Origin of the sequence: Roseateles violae (genome assembly GCF_030410485.1) — a bacterium.
GTDB classification, from domain to species: Bacteria; Pseudomonadota; Gammaproteobacteria; order Burkholderiales; family Burkholderiaceae_C; genus Roseateles_D; species Roseateles_D violae.
Genome location: NZ_JAUHHC010000004.1, coordinates 541,237 through 559,049, shown reverse-complemented (window position 1 = coordinate 559,049; position 17,813 = coordinate 541,237). Strand labels below are relative to the sequence as shown.

The 17,813-nt window shown below is 68.6% G+C and carries 17 protein-coding genes; 12 read left to right on the top strand and 5 right to left on the bottom strand.

Features of this window, described 5'->3' with window-relative positions; translation table 11 throughout:
• Positions 1-2 precede the first annotated feature (2 nt).
• The 4 genes from QWJ38_RS16990 to QWJ38_RS16975 all read left to right on the top strand — a co-directional run bounded on the left by QWJ38_RS16990 (position 3) and on the right by QWJ38_RS16975 (position 3,160).
• Complete coding sequence (locus tag QWJ38_RS16990; protein WP_290360290.1) at positions 3-791, top strand: SDR family oxidoreductase; 789 nt, start codon at positions 3-5, stop codon at positions 789-791.
• A gap of 100 nt (positions 792-891) precedes the next feature.
• Positions 892-1,140, top strand: a complete 249-nt coding sequence (locus tag QWJ38_RS16985; RefSeq protein ID WP_290360289.1) for a hypothetical protein — start codon at positions 892-894, stop codon at positions 1,138-1,140.
• 107 nt (positions 1,141-1,247) lie between these two features.
• A complete protein-coding gene (locus QWJ38_RS16980) occupies positions 1,248-2,351 on the top strand; it encodes a sensor histidine kinase (protein ID WP_290360288.1) in 1,104 nt (367 codons plus the stop codon).
• Positions 2,352-2,356: 5 nt separating this feature from the next.
• The gene (locus QWJ38_RS16975) at positions 2,357-3,160 is read left to right on the top strand and encodes a LytR/AlgR family response regulator transcription factor (RefSeq protein WP_290360287.1); all 804 of its coding nucleotides are present in this window, start codon (positions 2,357-2,359) and stop codon (positions 3,158-3,160) included.
• Positions 3,161-3,175: 15 nt separating this feature from the next.
• Here the strand turns inward: QWJ38_RS16975 and QWJ38_RS16970 are convergent, their stop codons facing one another.
• From QWJ38_RS16970 to kynB, 5 genes are all read right to left on the bottom strand, one after another.
• The gene (locus QWJ38_RS16970; protein ID WP_290360286.1) at positions 3,176-3,412 is read right to left on the bottom strand and encodes a hypothetical protein; all 237 of its coding nucleotides are present in this window, start codon (positions 3,410-3,412) and stop codon (positions 3,176-3,178) included.
• Positions 3,413-3,577: 165 nt separating this feature from the next.
• Positions 3,578-5,395, bottom strand: coding sequence for an aminopeptidase P family protein (locus tag QWJ38_RS16965; protein WP_290360285.1), 1,818 nt, complete (start codon positions 5,393-5,395; stop codon positions 3,578-3,580).
• 53 nt (positions 5,396-5,448) lie between these two features.
• Complete coding sequence (gene kynA, locus QWJ38_RS16960) at positions 5,449-6,303, bottom strand: tryptophan 2,3-dioxygenase (RefSeq protein WP_290360284.1); 855 nt, start codon at positions 6,301-6,303, stop codon at positions 5,449-5,451.
• A complete protein-coding gene (gene kynU / locus QWJ38_RS16955) occupies positions 6,300-7,598 on the bottom strand; it encodes a kynureninase (RefSeq protein WP_290360283.1) in 1,299 nt (432 codons plus the stop codon). The genes kynA and kynU overlap by 4 nt, the downstream gene beginning before the upstream one ends.
• Before the next feature lie 13 nt (positions 7,599-7,611).
• The gene (gene kynB / locus QWJ38_RS16950; RefSeq protein ID WP_290360282.1) at positions 7,612-8,235 is read right to left on the bottom strand and encodes an arylformamidase; all 624 of its coding nucleotides are present in this window, start codon (positions 8,233-8,235) and stop codon (positions 7,612-7,614) included.
• A gap of 184 nt (positions 8,236-8,419) precedes the next feature.
• Between kynB and QWJ38_RS16945 the strand changes: the two genes are divergently transcribed.
• The 8 genes from QWJ38_RS16945 to QWJ38_RS16910 all read left to right on the top strand — a co-directional run bounded on the left by QWJ38_RS16945 (position 8,420) and on the right by QWJ38_RS16910 (position 17,811).
• Positions 8,420-10,753, top strand: coding sequence for a bifunctional salicylyl-CoA 5-hydroxylase/oxidoreductase (locus QWJ38_RS16945; RefSeq protein ID WP_290360281.1), 2,334 nt, complete (start codon positions 8,420-8,422; stop codon positions 10,751-10,753).
• Positions 10,750-11,514 (top strand): SDR family NAD(P)-dependent oxidoreductase, encoded by a 765-nt coding sequence (locus QWJ38_RS16940; RefSeq protein ID WP_290360280.1) that lies wholly within the window; start codon positions 10,750-10,752, stop codon positions 11,512-11,514. The genes QWJ38_RS16945 and QWJ38_RS16940 overlap by 4 nt, the downstream gene beginning before the upstream one ends.
• Entirely contained in the window at positions 11,511-11,984 is a 474-nt protein-coding gene (locus QWJ38_RS16935) for a MarR family winged helix-turn-helix transcriptional regulator (RefSeq protein ID WP_290360279.1), read from the top strand. The genes QWJ38_RS16940 and QWJ38_RS16935 overlap by 4 nt, the downstream gene beginning before the upstream one ends.
• Entirely contained in the window at positions 11,984-12,823 is an 840-nt protein-coding gene (locus QWJ38_RS16930; protein WP_290360278.1) for an enoyl-CoA hydratase family protein, read from the top strand. The genes QWJ38_RS16935 and QWJ38_RS16930 overlap by 1 nt, the downstream gene beginning before the upstream one ends.
• Before the next feature lies 1 nt (position 12,824).
• Complete coding sequence (locus tag QWJ38_RS16925; protein ID WP_290360277.1) at positions 12,825-13,964, top strand: acyl-CoA dehydrogenase family protein; 1,140 nt, start codon at positions 12,825-12,827, stop codon at positions 13,962-13,964.
• The gene (locus QWJ38_RS16920; RefSeq protein WP_290360276.1) at positions 13,961-15,583 is read left to right on the top strand and encodes an AMP-binding protein; all 1,623 of its coding nucleotides are present in this window, start codon (positions 13,961-13,963) and stop codon (positions 15,581-15,583) included. The genes QWJ38_RS16925 and QWJ38_RS16920 overlap by 4 nt, the downstream gene beginning before the upstream one ends.
• Positions 15,584-15,610: 27 nt before the next feature.
• Positions 15,611-16,777 (top strand): ABC transporter substrate-binding protein, encoded by a 1,167-nt coding sequence (locus QWJ38_RS16915; RefSeq protein WP_290360275.1) that lies wholly within the window; start codon positions 15,611-15,613, stop codon positions 16,775-16,777.
• A gap of 113 nt (positions 16,778-16,890) precedes the next feature.
• The gene (locus QWJ38_RS16910; RefSeq protein WP_290360274.1) at positions 16,891-17,811 is read left to right on the top strand and encodes a branched-chain amino acid ABC transporter permease; all 921 of its coding nucleotides are present in this window, start codon (positions 16,891-16,893) and stop codon (positions 17,809-17,811) included.
• The last annotated feature ends 2 nt before the right edge of the window (positions 17,812-17,813 follow it).

The window sequence follows — 17,813 nt, the reverse complement described above, 5'->3', positions numbered from 1 at the left end:
CAATGGATCTGGGATTGAAGGGCCGCTGGGCCCTGGTGTGTGCGGCCAGCAAGGGCCTGGGGCGCGGCTGCGCCGAGGCGCTGGCCGGTGAGGGCGTCAACGTGGTCATCACCGCCCGCGGCAGCGAGGCGCTGGAGGCGACGGCGGCGGCGATCCGCGCGGCGAATCCCGGCGTCGAGGTGCGCGCGGTGGCCGGCGATATTGCCAGCGCCGAGGGCCGCACGGCCGCGCTGGCCGCCTGCCCGCAGATCGACATCCTCATCAACAACGCCGGCGGCCCGCCGCCCGGCGACTTCCGCGCCTGGGGCCGCGAGGAGTGGCTGGCCGCGCTGGACGCGAACATGCTGACGCCGATCGAGCTGATCAAGGCCACCGTCGACGCGATGGCGGCGCGCGGCTTCGGCCGCATCGTCAACATCACCTCGGGCGCGGTGAAGGCGCCGATCGACGTGCTGGGCCTGTCCAATGGTGCGCGCACCGGTCTTACCGGCTTCGTCGCCGGCATCGCGCGCCAGCCGCAGCTGGCCGGCCGCAATGTGACTATTAACAATCTGCTGCCCGGCGCCTTCGACACCGAGCGCCTGCAGAAGACACTGGCGGCCGGTGCGGCCAAGAGCGGCACGCCGCTGGAGACCGTGGCCGACAAGCGGCGCGCCGGCATCCCGGCCCAGCGCTTCGGCACGGCGGCCGAATTCGGCGCGATCTGCGCGCTGCTGTGCAGCGCCCAGGCCGGCTATCTGACCGGTCAGAACATCCTGCTGGACGGCGGCGCCTACCCCGGCACCTTCTGATTCCCCCTTTGGAGGGCCCCCATCGGTCGTATATCGTTTCCGCGCTGCAGCAACGATAGTGTCAGCACGCGGCGGTAGTCGGCCGCGCTGGAGCTGGACCATGCATTTCGACGAAGTTGACGCAGGGGACTATCGGATCTATGCCGGCGCGCTCGAGCGGCCGCGCCAGTTCGGCTATGTGGCCGCCGTCGTGGTGGTGCGCATGCGCGGCCGCGAACCGCGCCAGGAAGCCTTCCGCGACGAGAGCCTGGCCGGCGGTTTCGCCTGGTCTTCGCCGGCCGAGGCCTTGCGCTTTGCCGTCAATGCCGGGCGCGACGTCGTGATGTGCCGGGTCGGCGCGACGGCCTGATCATGCTGGCTCGCGCGACCGTCGTTCGGGGGCGCTAAACCGTCGTTCGTCGCGCCGGCGCCGCCGGATGCTTGGTCCTTGGGTCGCCAGCCATTACGCTGGCGCCCATGCCCAAGGCAAGCTCTCCATCTTCCGATCCCGCAGCCCAGACACCGCCCCCTACCCAGGGCTGGCAGGGCTTTCTGGCCTATCTGACACCGCGGCGCGTCACCGTCGCGCTGGGGCTGGCGGCGCTGGTCGCCGCGCTGCTGTCGCCGATCTTCGTCACGCCCTTCGCGGTGCTGCTGGGCCGCACGCTGTTCATCGGCATGCTGGGCCTGCTGGCCTTCGCCGCGGCCGGCCAATGGCCGCGTCATCTGCCGCACTGGCTGGCGCGCTGGCTGCTGCAGGTGATCGTCGTTGCGCTGACCGTGCCGGTCGCGACCCTGCTGGTCTATCTGGTCGCCGTCGGCGGTGATCTCAGCGCGCTGCGGCACAACGAGGCGCGGCTGCTGGGCTTTTTCTGGATCGTCGGCACCGGCCTGGTGATCGCGCCGCTGCTGGCGATGGGCGCGCTGTACCGCCAGCGCGATGCCGATGCGCGCAGCCAGGCGCTGCGCTTCGAGCTGGAGCGCAGCGAACTGGAGCGCCAGGCGCTGGATGCGCGGCTGCGTCTGCTGCAGGCCCAGATCGAGCCGCATTTTCTGTTCAACACCCTGGCCAATGTGCGTGCCCTGGTGGAGACCGGCTCGCCGCAGGCTGCTCCGGTGCTGCGCAGCCTGATCGCCTATCTGCGCGCGGCGATGCCGCGGCTGCAGGACGAGGCGGCCAGCCTCGGCGACGAGCTGGCCCTGGTGCGCGCCTATCTGGAGCTGATGCAGCTGCGCATGCCGGACCGGCTCGGTTACAGCCTGGCGGTGCCGGCCGAGCTGCAGGGGCTGCGCTTCCCGCCGATGGCGCTGCTGACCCTGGTGGAGAATGCGGTGCGCCATGGCATCGATCCGAGCGAGGAGGGTGGCCGCATCGAGCTGGGCGGCGCGCGCGAGGGCGCGCTGCTGCGGCTGTGGGTGGTCGACAGCGGCATCGGCCTGGCGCCGTCGGGCGGCTCGGGCACCGGCCTGCGCAATCTGCGGGAGCGGCTGCGGCTCTATCTGGGCGCCTCGGCGCGGCTGGAACTGAGCGAGGTCCGGCCGCATGGCCTGCGGGCCGAGATCCAATTCAACGCAGAATGACGCGCATGCCGACCGCCCTGATCGCCGACGATGAACCGCTGCTGCGCGACAGCCTGGCACGCGCGCTGCAAGAGGCCTGGCCCGAGCTGGAGATCGTCGCCCAGGCACGCAACGGCCGCGAGGCGCTGGAGCAGTTCGAGCGCCTGCAACCGGATCTGGTGTTCCTGGACGTGCACATGCCGGGGCTCAACGGCGTGGAGGCGGCGCGGCAGATCGCGCGCCGCGCGCTGATCGTCTTCGTCACCGCCTACGAGCAGTACGCGCTGCAGGCCTTCGAGCAGGGCGCGCTGGACTATCTGGTCAAGCCGCTGGACGAGGACCGGCTGGCCGACACCGTCGAGCGGCTGAAGGAGCGGCTGGACCAGCGCCGGCGCGGGCCGGCGCCCTCGACGGCGGCGCTGGAGTCGGTGATCGCGCAATTGCTGGAGCGCCTGTCGCGCGCGCCCGGCGCGGTGGCGCCGCTGTCAGCGGCGCCACCGGTGGAGCGCCTGCAATGGATACGCGCATCGGTGGGCGCGAGCCTGAGGCTGATCCCGGTGGACGAGATTGCCTATCTGCGTTCGGACGAGAAATACACGCTGGTCGCCTGGACCGAGGGCGAGGCGCTGATCCGCACCCCCTTGCGCGAACTGATCGAGCAGCTGGACCCGCAGTATTTTGTCCAGGTCCACCGCTCGGTGGCCGTCAATCTGCGCGCGGTCAGCCATCTGACGCGCGGGCCCAACGAGACGGCCGACCTGCATCTGCGCGGCCGCAGCGAGTCGCTGCCGGTCAGCCGCAGCTATCTGCACCTGTTCAGGCAGATGTGACCGGCGGCAACCGTCTCAGCGGCGCGGCTGCGGGGCCTTGGCCTGGCCGGTGACGACGACCGGTTCCAGCTGCCAGATGGTCAGGGTGATCGTGTCGATGATCTTGTACAGCGCCAGCGCGCCGAGCAGGACCAGGGCCAGCATCAGGGTCGTGTGCAGCACGCTGTCGGAGAAGCGGTGCAGCAGGCCCATCGAGTCGCTGGTCCGGGCGCGCGACGGGTGGATCAGCGAGAGCAAGCGGTGGCTGTTCATGAGGGCCTCCTGCGGCGCATGGCCGGCTTTGCCGGCACCGGCAGACAGCACCGGTACCTGAGCAAAGTCTAGGCGTCGGTGGTCGGCGCTTCCAGCCGGCCCGGGGCACGAAAAGCGCCGCTCGACCGCGCTTTCCGTCGCTTCGTCGCAAGCCCGGTCGCGGGCTCAGGCGGCCAGCGGCTCGGTACGCTCGATCAGCCAGGCCAGCGCCGCACCCTCGACCAGCGGAGCGAGGCGGGCGCGCACGGTGGCGTGGTAGTCGTTCAGCCAGGCGAGCTCGTCCGCGCGCAGCAGGCGGGTGTCGATGCAACGCGTGTCGATCGGGCACAGGGTCAAGGTCTCGAAGGCCAGCATCTCGCCGAACTGGCCCTTTTCCGGCGTGTCCAGCGGCACGTTCAAGACCAGGTTCTCGATCCGAACGCCCCATTGGCCCGGGCGGTAAAGACCTGGCTCGTTGGAGGTGATCATGCCCGGCTCCATCGCCATCGTCGCCTCGGGCACGGCCTTGGAAATGCTTTGCGGGCCCTCGTGCACATTCATGAAGTAGCCGACGCCGTGGCCGGTGCCGTGGCCGTAGTCCAGGCCCTGCTGCCACAGCGGCAGGCGGGCCAGCGCGTCCAGCATCGGGCTCAGGGTGCCGCGCGGGAAGACCGCCACCGACAGGCCGATCATGCCCTTCAGCACCAGCGTGTAATCGCGCTTTTGCTGGGCATTGACCTGGCCGATCGGCCAGACGCGGGTGATGTCGGTCGTGCCGCCCAGGTATTGCGCGCCGGAGTCGATCAGCAAGAGGCCGTCGCCCTCGATCTGGGCGAAGGACTCGGGCGATGCGCGGTAATGCGGCATCGCGCCATTGGCATTGAAGCCGGCGATGACGGGGAAGGACAGGCCGACGTAGCCGGGGCGCTTGGCGCGCTCGGCGCTGAGCTTCTCGTCGATGGTGAGCTCGCTCATTGCCTCGCCGCGGGCCAGGGCCGCCTCGAACCAGGCATAGAACTCGCACATGGCGACGCCGTCCTGCACCATGGCCTCGCGCACATGCTGGGCCTCGGCAGCGGTCTTGCGGCTCTTGGCCAGGGTGCTGGGGTTGATCTGCTCGACCACGCGCACGGTGTTGGCCACCGCCTCGCGCAGGCCCAGGGTGACGCGCTTGGGGTCCAGCAGCAGCACCGCATCGGCCGGCAGCGCGGCCAGGGCCTGCGGGGCCTGGGCATAGTCGGCCAGCTGCACGCCATCCAGCACCAGCCGCGCCTGCAGCTCGGCCGAGACCTTGCCGGCGGCGACGAACAGGGTCACTTTCTTCGCATCCAGCAGCACATGGGCCAGGAAGACCGGGTTGTAGTCGACATCGGCGCCGCGCAGGTTCAAGAGCCAGGCGACATCGTCGACGGTCGAGATGAAATGGTGGCTGGCGCCGGCGCGGGCCATGGCGGCGCGCACATCGGCCAGCTTCTCGGCGCGGCTGATCGTGGCCTGCGGCGGCAGGTGTTCGTAGATGGCGGCCGTGGGCAGGCCGGGACGGCCGTCCCAGGCCGACTGCACCACGTCGACATCGGTGCGCAGGGCGATGCCGGCGCGCTCCATCGCCGCGCGCAGGGCGCCGGCCAGCGCCAGGCTCAGCACCTGGCCGTCGATCGCCAGCGCCTCGCCGGCCTTCAGCTGGGCGGCGATCCACTCGATGTAGTGGGTGGCCGCGCCGGTCGGGATCTTGACCAGCTCGATGCCGGTGCCGGCCAATTCCTTCTCGGCCTGGGCCCAGTAGCGGCTGTCGGCAAACAGGGCGGCCCGGTCCAGCGTCACGACCAGGGTTGCCATCGAGCCGGTGAAGCCGGACAGCCACTGGCGGCCCTGCCAGCGCTGCGGCAGGTATTCGGACAGATGCGGATCGGCCGAGGGCACCAGGGCGGCATGGGCGCCGGCTGCGCGCAGCGCGTCACGAAGGCGCTCGATGCGCAGGGCGATGGTGGAGGTGCGAGTGTCCATGAGGGTCCTGGTACGGCCGCTTGTGGCAGCCCGGATGGCGGTATGGCGGGATTTTAAAGCTCGGTCCGCAGGGTCCAGAGTTCGGGGAAAAGCACCACATCGAGCATCTTGCGCAGATAGCTGACGCCGCCGGTGCCGCCAGTGCCCCGCTTAAAGCCGATCACCCGCTCGACCGTCGTCACATGCCGGAAGCGCCAGAGCCGGAAGGCGTCCTCCAGATCGACCAGTTCCTCGGCCATCTGGTAGAGGTCCCAATGCTTCTCGGGCGCCCGGTAGACCTCCAGCCAGGCGGCCTTGACGCCCTCGTCGGCGGCATAGGGCAGGGTCCAGTCGCGTTCCAGCGCGGCTTGCGGCACCGTGATGCCGCGGCGCGCGATCAGGCGCAGCGCCTCGTCGTAGAGCGAGGGCGCGCGGTAGGCCTCCTCGACCTGGGCCAGCAGGTCGGGCCGGTGCGCATGGGGCTTGAGCATCGCGGCGTTCTTGTTGCCGAGCATGAACTCGATGCGGCGGTACTGCGCGCTCTGGAAGCCGCTGCTGTTCGACAGATAGGGGCGGATGGCCGTGTACTCGGGCGGCGTCATCGTGCCCAGCACATCCCAGGCATGGACCAGCTGTTCCATGATCCTGGACACCCGGGCCAGCATCTTGAAGGCCTCGGGCAGGCGGTCGGCCGCCACGTTGGCCACCGCTGCCTGCAGCTCGTGCAGCATCAGCTTCATCCACAGCTCCGAGGTCTGGTGCTGGACGATGAAGAGCATCTCGTTGTGCTCGGGCGAGAGCGGATGCTGGGCGCTGAGCACCTGGTCGAGCTTCAGGTAGTCGCCGTAGCTCATGTCCTTGGAGAAGTCGAGCTGGGCGCCTTCTTCCTGGACGATGTTCTCCCCATGGTTCACCGGACAGCCGCTCATGTCACTGCTCCCTTGGTGTTGAAACGGGGCTCTTGCCATTCGCCGCTGGCCAGCACCTGGCGAAGATGCTCGACCGCGTCCCAGACCTCGACGAAGCCGATGTACAGCGGCGTGAAGCCGAAGCGCAGGATGTGCGGCACCTGATCCAGCCGCGCGGGATCGCCGGCGCGGAAGTCGCCGATCACGCCGCGCGCGATCAGCGCCTGCACGACCGCATAGCCGGCCTCCTGCAGCGGGCTCTTGAGCGCCAGGCAGACCTGGCTACCGCGCCGTGCCGGCTCGCGCGGCGACACGACGTAGACGCCGTACTCGCCGCAGCGGGCCTCGGCCAGCGCCGCGAAGGCCTCGGTCAGCGCCAGCGACTTCTCGCGCAGCGCGGCCATGCCGCCATGGGCCTCGGCCGCCAGCACGGTGTCGACGCCGCATTCCAGCGCCGAGGCCCCGATCACCGAGGGCGTGCCGCAGACATAACGGCGGATGCCCGGCGCCGGCTGGTAGCTGGGCGTGAACTCGAAGGGCGCGGCATGGCCCATCCAACCGGAGAGCGGCTGCCAGAAGCTATCGGTATGGCGCGGGTGAACCCAGACGAAGGCGGGCGCACCGGGGCCGCCGTTCAGGTATTTGTAGCCGCAGCCGATGGCGAAATCGGCATTCGCGCCCTTCAGGTCGACCGGCACCGCGCCGGCCGAATGCGCCAGGTCCCAGACGGTCAGCGCGCCGGCCGCCTGCGCGGCGGCGGTCAGCGCCGCCATATCGTGCTTGTAGCCGGTGCGGTAATTGACCTCGGTCAGCATCAGCACGGCCAGCTCGGCATTCAGCGTGGCGGGGATCTCCTCGACGCTGTCGACCAGCTTCAGGCTGAAGCCATGCTGCTGGCAAAGGCTTTCGGCGATATAGAGGTCGGTGGGGAAGTTACTGCGCTCGGAGACGATGAGCTTGCGCTGCGGCGCGTCCTGTTGGGCGATGCGAATCGCCGCGGCCAGCACCTTGTAGAGGTTCAGCGAGGTCGAGTCGGCGACGACCAGCTCGCCCGGCGCCGCGCCGACCAGGCGGGCGATCTTGTCGCCGACGCGCTCGGGCAGGTGCATCCAGTCGGCCGTGTTCCAGGCCTTGATCAGGTCGCCGCCCCATTCGCGGGTGATCACGTCCTGCACGCGAGCGGCGGTGGCCTTCGGCAGCACGCCCAGCGAGTTGCCGTCCAGATAGATCACCCCGGCGGGCAGGCTGAACTGCTCTCTCAGGCCGCGCAGCGGGTCGGCCGCGTCGAGCGCCAGATAGTCGTCTCTTGTCTTCATGCGTTTCTCTCCATCACAGCGAGCGCAGCACCGCGCGCACGGGCGAGGCGCAGGCCCCGGCCAGCTTCAGCGGCAGCGCGATCAACTCAAAATCGCCTTCGGGCACCTCGTCGAGCACCAGGTTCTCCAGCACGCGCAGGTTCAGGCGCAAGAGCTGCTGGTGGCTATCCAGGCTCTTGCTCGTCGCCGGGTCGACCGAGGGGGTGTCCAGGCCGATCAGCTTGACGCCGCGCGCGGCCAGCCATTCGACCGTCTCCGGTGCATAGGCGGTGAAGTCGGGGTTCCAGGTCTCGTCGGCCCGCTCGCAGCAGCGCACCAGCACTCTCTCCGGCAGATTCGCCTCGGCATGTTGCAGATGCTCGATCTTGATCAGCGGGCCGCAGCCGATCGCGTGGATGACCCGGCAGGGGCCCAGATAGGCCTGCAGATCGACCTCCGCCGTGCTCGGCTGGTCATTGCCGTAGTGCAGCGGCGCGTCGGCATGGGCGCCGACATGGGGCGACATCGTGATCGCGCTCAGATTGACCGGGCATTCGGGCGACAGCCGCGCGGTCCAGCGCAGCGAGAAGGGCTCGTCGCCGGGAAAGATCGGCGAGGCGGGCGAGACGGTGGGGGAGATGTCCCAAAGCCGTGTCATGGGGACTCCTTATCAACAGCGGGCCGAACCTTAGCAGCGCTCAAAACCCCGTGGTGTCGGTTAATCCCAACAGCTACAGCGGTTGGAGAAAACGCGGGAAAGCCCGAGTTTGGCACAAAAGAAAAATGATTGACATCTAAAATATCAATGCCTAAAGTTGGCTGCAAACGCGGAGTGAACGAGCATGCGTATCAGCTGTATCGGCGGCGGCCCGGCGGGCCTGTATTTCGCCCTTCTAATGAAGAAGCAGAACCCGGCGCACGAGGTCTCGGTACTGGAGCGCAACCGGCCCGGCGATACCTTCGGCTGGGGCGTGGTCTTTTCCGACCAGACGCTGTCCGCGCTGCGGGAGGCCGACCCGCAGACGGCCGAGGAGATCCTCGACGCCTTCAAGCACTGGGACGACATTGAGGTCCACATCAATGGACGCACGCTGCGCTCGGGCGGCCATGGCTTCTGCGGCATCGGCCGGATGAAGCTCTTGAACATCCTGCAGGCGCGCTGCGCCGAACTGGGCGTCCGGCTGCGCTACGAGTGCAATGTCGAGGATGACGCCGACATAGCCGCCGATCTGATCATCGCCGCCGATGGCCTGAACAGCCGGCTGCGCGGCAAATACCAGGCCACATACCAGCCGGACATCGACCTGCGGAACTGCCGCTTCGTCTGGCTGGGCACGTCCAAGCTGTTCGAGGCCTTCACCTTCGATTTCCAGCAAACCGAATGGGGCTGGTTCCAGGCCCATGCCTACCGCTTCGACGAGCAGACCTCGACCTTCATCGTCGAGACGCCCGAGGCGGTCTGGCAGGCCGCCGGCCTCGAGCAGATGAGCAAGGAGGAGGGCATCGCCTTCTGCGAAAAGCTCTTCGCCAAGGTGCTGGACGGTCACAAGCTGGTGTCCAACGCCGCGCATCTGCGCGGCTCGGCGCAATGGATCCGCTTCCCGCGCGTGGTCTGCAAGAACTGGGTGCACCGCAACGAGCGCGGCATCCCGGTCGTGCTGATGGGCGATGCGGCGCATACCGCGCATTTCTCGATCGGCTCCGGCACCAAGCTGGCGCTGGAGGACGCGATCGCGCTGGCGCAGGACATCGCGGCCATGCCCGGCGACCTGGATGGCGCGCTACAGCGCTACCAGGCGACGCGTGCCATCGATGTGCTGCGCATCCAGAACGCCGCGCGCAACTCGACCGAATGGTTCGAGAACGTCGAGCGCCACGCCCGCCTGGCGCCCGAGCAGTTCGCCTATTCGCTCCTGACCCGCTCGCAGCGGATCTCGCACGAGAACCTGCGCCTGCGCGACCGCGCCTATGTCGAGGCCTTCGAGCAATGGCTGGCCGGTGGCGACAAGGCCGTGCCGCCGATGTTCACGCCGTTCAAGCTGCGCGGTGTGACGTTAAAAAACCGGGTCGTGGTCTCGCCGATGGCGCAGTACAGCTGCGCGGACGGCCTGCCGGCCGACTATCACCTCGCGCATCTGGGCGCACGGGCGCTGGGCGGCGCCGGTCTGGTGTTTGCCGAGATGACTTGCCCCTCGCCCGATGCACGCATCACGCCCGGCTGCCCGGGGCTGTGGAACGAGGCGCAGCAGCAGGGATGGACCCGCATCGTCGACTTCGTCCACGCAAACAGCAGCGCCAAGATCGCGCTGCAGCTGGGCCATGCCGGGCCCAAGGGCTCGACCCGCGTGCCCTGGGACGGCGGCGGTGAAGACCAGCCGCTGGCGGCCGGCAACTGGCCGCTGCTGGCCGCCTCGGCCCAGCCCTATCTGGACGGCGTCAGCCAGACGCCCAAGCCCATGGATCGTGCGGACATGGACCGCGTGCGGGACGATTTCGTCGCCGCGACGCGGCGCGCGGCCGAGGCCGGCTTCGACTGGCTGGAGCTGCACTGCGCGCACGGCTATCTGCTCTCCAGCTTCATCTCGCCGCTGACGAACCGGCGCGAGGACGAGTACGGTGGTTCGCTGGAGAACCGGCTGCGTTACCCGCTCGAAATCTTCCGCGCGATGCGCGCCGCCTGGCCGGCCGAGCGGCCGCTGTCGGTGCGGATCTCGGCACACGACTGGGTGGCTGGCGGCACCACGCCGGAAGACGCGGTCGAGATCGCCGCTGCCTTCAAGGCCGCCGGTGCCGACCTGATCGACGTGTCCTCGGGCCAGGTCAGCAAGGCGCAGAAGCCGGTCTACGGCCGCATGTGGCAGACGCCGTTCTCGGAGTCGATCCGCAACCGCGTCGGCATCGCGACGATTGCCGTCGGCGCGATCTCCGAGGCCGACCATGTCAATAGCATCATCGCCGCCGGCCGCGCCGATCTCTGCGCGATCGCCCGCCCGCATCTGGCCAACCCGGCCTGGACCTTGAGCGAGGCCGCGCGCATCGGTTATGCCGGTCCGCAGGGCCTCGAATGGCCAAGGCAGTACCTGTCGGGCAAGAGCCAGCTCGAGCGCGAGTTCGAGCGCCAGCGCGCCGGCAATGTTGCGGCGGCCGAGCAGGCGAACAAGGCGCTGGGCGTATGAGCGGGTCGAAGCTGAGCGGCCTGCATGCGGTCGTCACCGGCGGCGGCAGCGGCATCGGCGCGGCGATTGCCGAGGCGCTGATTGCCGATGGCGCCCACGTCACGCTGATGGGCCGCAGCCTGGAGCGGCTGCAGGCGCAGCAGCGGCGGCTCGGTGATGCCGCGAGTATCCAGGCCTGCGACGTCGGCGACGAGGCCAGCGTGCAAAGTGCCTTCGCGGCGATCGGAGCGGTCGACATCCTGGTCAACAACGCCGGCCAGGTCGAGACGGCGCCGCTGGGCAAGACCTCGCTGGCGCTCTGGCAGCGCATGCTGCAGGTCAATCTGACCGGCACTTTTCTTTGCTCGCGCGAGGTGGCCGCCGGCATGGCCCAGCGCGGCTTCGGCCGCATCGTCAATGTCGCCAGCACGGCGGCGCTGACCGGTTATGCCTATGTGGCTGCCTATTGCGCGGCCAAGCATGGGGTGCTGGGCCTGACCCGCGCGATGGCGCTGGAGCTGGCGAAGAAGGGCGTCACCGTCAACGCGGTCTGCCCCGGCTATACCGAGACCGAGATCATCGAGCGCTCGATCGAGACCCTGGTCGCCAAGACCGGCCGCAGCGCCGAAGAGGCTTTGGGCCAGTTCGCCGCCGCCAATCCGCAGGGCCGGCTGGTGCAGCCGCAGGAGGTGGCAAACAGCGTGCTCTGGCTGGTGCAGCGCGGCAGCGCGGCCGTCAACGGCCAGGCGATCGCCGTCTGCGGCGGGGAGACACAACGATGAGCGATGTGGACCTGGAATCGCGCGTGGTCGACGACCACCACCAGGCGGTCAAGCTCTGGCTGCGCCTGCTGGCCTGCACGACGCGGGTCGAGACGCAGATCCGCAGCCGCCTGCGCCAGGAATTCGACACGACCTTGCCGCGCTTCGACCTGCTGGCGCAGTTGGAGCGCACGCCCGAGGGCTTGACGATGCGGGAGCTTTCGCAACGCCTGATGGTCACCGGCGGCAATGTCACTGGCATCACCGACCAGTTGGAGGCGGAGGGCCTGGTCGTGCGCGAGGCGCATCCGAGCGACCGCCGCTCCTTCACCGTCAAGCTGACGGCGGCCGGCAAGCGCCAGTTCAAGAAGATGGCGGTCACCCACGAGCAATGGGTGATCGAGCTGCTGGCCGGCTGGAGCGCCGAGCAGAAGGCCCAGGTCTACGACTTGCTGGCCGTGCTGAAGAATCACCAAAGGACGAGAAGCTGATGGACAAGCATCTGGAGGCGGGCAACCGCCAAAGCCTGGCCGGCTACCAGGCCACGCATTTCAGCTGGGAGCAGCGCGGCGCCGTGGGCCTGATCACGCTGAACCGGCCCGAGCGCAAGAACCCCTTGACCTTCGAGTCCTATGCCGAGCTGCGCGATCTGTTCCGCCGGCTCAGCTATGTGGAGGAGGTGCGTGCCATCGTCGTGCAGGGCGCGGGCGGCAATTTCTGCTCCGGCGGCGACGTGCACGAGATCATCGGCCCGCTCACCCAGATGAGCATGCCGGACCTGCTGGCCTTCACCCGCATGACCGGCGACCTGGTCAAGGCCATGCGGGCCTGCCCCCAGCCGGTGATCGCGGCGATCGACGGCGTCTGCGCCGGCGCCGGCGCCATCATCGCGATGGCCTCGGACCTGCGCGTCGGCACCGCGCGCTCGAAGACGGCCTTCCTGTTCACCCGCGTGGGACTCGCCGGCTGCGATATGGGTGCCTGCGCCATCCTGCCGCGCATCGTCGGCCAGGGCCGCGCCTCCGATCTGCTCTACAGCGGCCGCAGTCTCGGCGGCGATGAGGGCCTGGCCTGGGGCTTCTTCAACCGACTGGCCGAACCCGAGGCCTTGCTGGAGGCCAGCGTCGGCTGGGCCAGCGAGATCGCCACCGGCCCCGGCTTCGGCCACGCGATGACCAAGAAGATGCTGCACCAGGAATGGAATATGGGCGTGGACGAGGCGATCGAGGCCGAGGCCCAGGCCCAGGCGATCTGCATGATGACGCAGGACTTCCATCGGGCCTACCACGCCTTCGTGGCGAAGCAGCGACCCGAGTTCAAGGGAGACTGAGATGCACGGCACGCACCTTGAATGGCCGTTCTTCGAAGACCGGCATCGCGAACTGGCGGCGAGCCTGGATGCCTGGTGTGCCGAGCATCTGGCACAGGGCCACGGCGACGATATCGATGCCGAGTGCAAGGCCCTGGTCAGGGCGCTCGGCGCGGCCGGCTGGCTGCGCCATGCGATCGCCGGCGGCGAGGGCGACAGCATCGACACCCGCGCGATCTGCATCCTGCGCGAGACGCTGGCGCGCTACAACGGCCTGGCCGATTTCGCCTTTGCGATGCAGGGTCTCGGCTCCGGCGCGATTTCGCTGATGGGCACGCCGGCGCAGCGCGAGCGCTATCTGCCGCGCGTGGCACGCGGCGAGGCGCTGGCGGCCTTCGCGCTGTCGGAGCCCGAGGCCGGCTCGGACGTGGCGGCGATGCAGTGCAGCGCCACCGAGGACGGTGACGGCTATCTGCTGAATGGCGAGAAAACTTGGATTTCCAACGGTGGCATCGCGGACTTCTATGTGCTGTTCGCTCGCACGGGAGAAGCGCCTGGCTCGCGCGGCATCAGCGCCTTCATCGTCGATGCCGGACTGCCCGGCTTCGAGATCGCCGAGCGCATCGATGTGATCGCGCCGCATCCCTTGGCCCGGCTGCGCTTCAGCAACTGCCGCGTGCCCAAGAGCCAGATGATCGGCGCGCCCGGCGAGGGCTTCAAGGTGGCGATGCGCACGCTGGACGTGTTCCGCACCTCGGTCGCCGCCGCAGCCTTGGGCTTCGCCCGCCGCGCGCTCGAAGAGGGCCTGAAGCAGGCCAAGAGCCGCAGGATGTTCGGCGCGACCCTTGCCGAGCTGCCGCTTTCCCAGGCCAAGCTGGCCGATATGGCCTGCACGGTCGACAGCTCGGCGCTCTTGGTCTACCGCGCCGCCTGGCAGCGCGACCAGGGCCGCGGCGTCACGCGCGAGGCGGCGATGGCCAAGCTGATGGCGACGGAGGGCGCGCAGCAGGTCATCGACGCGGCCGTGCAGCTGCATGGCGGCCGCGGTGTGAGGAGCGGCGAAATCGTCGAATCGCTGTACCGCGAGATCCGCGCGCTGCGCATCTACGAGGGCGCCAGCGAGGTTCAGCAACTGATTATCGGTCGGGATCTTCTCAAATGAGTCCATCCAGCAGCAGTGCCCATGTCGACAGCTTCGCCAACGACCATCTGCCGCCGCGCGAGCAATGGCCTGAGTTGATCTTCGACTTGCCGGAGCTGCTGTTTCCGGAGCGGCTGAATTGTTCCCACGATCTGCTGGACCGCTGGGTCGAGAGCGGGCAGGGCGATCGACCGTGCATCCAGGGCGCAGGCCTGCGCTGGACCTACGCCCAGTTGCGGGCCGAAGCCAATCGCATCGCCCAGGTGCTGGTCGAGGACATGGGCGTCGTGCCCGGGAACCGCGTGTTGCTGCGCGGCGCCAACACGCCGCAGCTGGCGGCCTGCTGGTTCGCCATCATGAAGGTCGGCGCGATCGCGGTGGCGACGATGCCGCTGCTGCGCGCCAAGGAACTGAAGCAGGTGATCGACAAGGCCGAGGTCAGCCATGCGCTGTGCGACGCCGCGCTGGCCGAGGAGCTGGCGCTGGCCCAGGCGCAATGCCCCAGCCTGAAGACTACGGTGCTCTACCGCAGCGAGGCGGCCGAGGGCCTGGAGGCGCGAGCGAGGACCAAGCGCGCGCATTTCGACAATGTCGACACCGCCGCCGAGGACTGCTGCATCATCGCCTTCACCTCCGGCACGACCGGCCAGCCCAAGGGCACGATGCACAACCACCGCGACGTGATCGCTGTTCTGCGCTGCTGGCCGGTGCATTGCCTGCGCGCGACGGCCGACGATGTCTTCATCGGCAGCCCGCCGCTGGCCTTCACCTTCGGCCTGGGCGGCCTGCTGCTGTTCCCGATGAGCGTCGGCGCGTCGACGGTGCTGTTGGAGAAGGCAGCGCCGGAGGCCTTGCTGCCAGCGATCGCCGAGTACCGCGCCACCGTCTGCTTCACCGCGCCGACCTCCTACCGCGCGATGGCGCCGCTGGTCAAGAACCATGACATCTCCAGCCTGCGCAAATGCGTCAGCGCCGGCGAGGCGCTGCCGGCGGCGACGCGCAAGCTGTGGAAGGACGTGACCGGTATCGAGATGATCGACGGCATCGGCGCGACCGAGATGCTGCACATCTTCATCTCGCACGACGAGGCGAGTGCCCGGCCCGGCGCCACCGGCCGCCCGGTGCCGGGCTACCGCGCCTGCGTGCTCGACGAGGAGGGCCGGGTCTTGCCGCCGGGCCAGGTCGGCCGGCTGGCCGTCAAGGGTCCGACCGGCTGCCGCTATCTGGCCGACGAGCGCCAGCGCAACTATGTCCTGAACGGCTGGAACCTGACCGGCGACGCCTATCTGGTCGACGCGGACGGCTACTTCGTCTACCACGCGCGCACCGACGACATGATCATCTCCGGCGGCTACAACATCGCCGGACCCGAGGTCGAGTCGGCGCTGCTCGCGCATCCAGCGGTAGCTGAATGTGGTGTGGTCGGGGTACCCGACGAGGAGCGCGGCCAGATCGTCAAGGCCTTCGTCGTGCTGCGCGAGGGCCATGGGGCGGGCGCCGAGACGGTCAAGACCTTGCAGGACTTCGTCAAGGCGACGATCGCGCCGTACAAGTACCCCCGTGCGATAGAGTTCCGCGCGAGCCTGCCGCGCACCGAGACGGGCAAGCTGCAACGCTTTCGTTTGCGTCAAGAAACCTGAATCCATTTGGAGGTGGACACGATGATGATGAAGAACACTGTTCTGAGCGCCGCAGTCCTGATCGCCCTGGCCCAGCCGGCCTTTGCCGCCGACAAGATCAAGATCGGCATGCTGAGCACCCTGTCCGGCCCGGGCGCCGGCCTCGGCGTCGACATCCGCGACGGCTTCAATCTGGCCCTCAAGCACCAAGGCGGCAAGTTCGGCGGCCTGGCTGCCGAGGTGGTCACCGCCGACGACCAGCAGAACCCCGATGTCGCCAAGCAGAGTGCCGAGCGCCTGCTCAAGCGCGACAAGGTCGACTTCATGACCGGCATCGTGTTCTCGAACGTGATGCTGGCCGTCGGCCCCAGCGTGTTCGAGAGCCAGACGCCTTACATCAGTGCCAATGCCGGCCCCTCGCAGTACGCCGGCGAGCAGTGCAATCCGTACTTCTTCAACATCGCCTGGCAGAACGACAACCTGCACGAGGCGGTCGGCAAGACGGTCACCGACAAGGGCTTCAAGAAGGTCGTCGTGCTGGCGCCGAACTATCCCGCCGGCAAGGACGCGATCACCGGCTTCAAGCGCTTCTACAAGGGCGCGGTCGCCGACGAGATCTACACCAAGCTGGGCCAGCTGGACTACTCGGCCGAGCTGGCGCAGGCGCGCGCGGCCAAGCCGGACGCGATGTACATCTTCCTGCCCGGCGGCATGGGCATCAACTTCATCAAGCAGTTCGTCGGCGCCGGCCTGTCCAAGGACATCACCCTGTTCGGCCCGGGCTTCTCGGCCGACGAGGACGTGATCCGCGCGGTCGGCGAGCCGATGCTGGGCATGTTCAACAGCTCGCAATGGGCGCATGACCTGGACAACGCCGCCAACAAGCGCTTCGTCGCCGACTTCCAGAAGGAATACGGCCGCCTGCCCTCGCTGTATGCCTCGCAGGGCTATGACGCGGCGCTGCTGATCGACGCGGCGGTGCGCGAGGTGAAGGGCAAGGTCGAGAACAAGGAGGCGGTGCTGAAGGCGCTGAAGGCGGCCAAGTTCGCCTCGGTGCGAGGCCCCTTCAAGTTCAACAACAACCAGTACCCGGTGCAGGACTACTACCTGCGCGTGATTACCAAGGACGGCCAGGGCCGGGTGACCAACAAGACCTTGGGCAAGATCTTCACCAACCACGCGGACGCCTATGCGGCCTCGTGCAAGATGAAATGACCCACCCCCGTAGACGCTTCGCGTCTCCCCCTCAAGGGGGCGCACCCGGTGGCCTGGCAGAGCCAGTTCCACGGGTGCCGCTCAGTCAATGCAGGCCGTCGTGAATCGCTGAAATGGACTGGATTCTCGTCACCGAGCAGGCCCTGAACGGCCTGCAGTTCGGCCTGATGCTGTTTCTGCTGGCCGCCGGGCTGACCCTGGTGTTCGGCATCATGGACATGATCAATCTGGCCCACGGCTCGCTGTACATGGTCGGCGCCTACCTGATGGCCGCCGCGCTGCAGGCCAGCGGCTCCTTCGGCCTGGCGGTGCTGGCGGCCCTGCTCGGCACCGCCGCCTTCGGCATGCTGCTGGAAGTGGGGCTGCTGCGCCGGCTTTATGCGCGCGACCACCTGTCCCAGGTGCTGGCGACCTTCGCGCTGATCCTGATCTGCAACGAGGGCGTGCGCATGATCTGGGGCGAGCAGCCGGTGATGCTGAACACGCCGGCCGCCCTGTCCGGCCCGGTCGAACTGCTGCCGGGCCTGCTGTACCCGGCCTACCGGCTCTTGATCATCGTCGTCGGCCTGCTGGTGGCGGCGCTGCTTTATGTGCTGGTAACGAAGACGCGCTGGGGCATGTGGGTGCGCGCCGGCGCCTCGAACCGCGCGATGGCGACCGCGATGGGCGTCAATATCGGCTGGCTGTTCACGGCGGTCTTCGGCTTCGGTGCGGCGCTGTGCGCCTTGGCCGGCTCGCTGCTGGGGCCGCTGCTGGCGGTGCAGGTGGGCATGGGCGAGAGCATCCTGATCCTGGCCTTCGTCGTCATCGTCATCGGCGGCATCGGCTCGATCCGCGGCGCCCTGGTCGGCTCGCTGCTGGTGGGCCTGGTCGATACCTGCAGCCGCACCCTGCTGCCCGCGCTGCTGCGCCAACTCGCCTCTGCCGAGGTGGCCTCGAACCTGGGCCCGGCGCTGGCGTCCATCCTGATCTACCTGCTGATGGCGGCCGTGCTGTTCTGGAAGCCGCAGGGCCTGTTCCCCGCGCGAGGCTGATG